Source organism: Cupriavidus sp. SIMBA_020 (assembly GCF_046535395.1).
GTDB classification, from domain to species: Bacteria; Pseudomonadota; Gammaproteobacteria; order Burkholderiales; family Burkholderiaceae; genus Cupriavidus; species Cupriavidus campinensis.
This window is the reverse complement of the sequence record NZ_JAWRWU010001782.1, coordinates 1-232: the sequence shown is the minus strand read 5'-3', so window position 1 is coordinate 232 and position 232 is coordinate 1. Positions and strand designations below refer to the sequence as shown.

The 232-nt window shown below is 66.4% G+C and carries 1 pseudogene; it reads left to right on the top strand.

The window, feature by feature from the left end:
- Nucleotides 1-232 (top strand): annotated as a pseudogene (locus SB751_RS35735) (PLP-dependent aminotransferase family protein); the annotation flags it as partial.

Here is a 232-nt window from a genome sequence, read left to right as displayed (position 1 = left end):
GCCTGCGGAGTCTCGAACCGTCGCCGATCCTCGAGCGGCCGGAGCTGAAATACGACTTCAGGTACGGCCTGCCGGTGACGGACGACTTTCCGTTTTCGAAGTGGTCGCGGATCGTCGCGCGGCGCGCGACCGTCAGCGCCACATCCAATATCGGCTATGGCCATCCGGGCGGCTATCCGGCGCTGCGCACCGAGATAGCCGAGTATCTGGCGCGGGCCCGCGGAATCCAGTG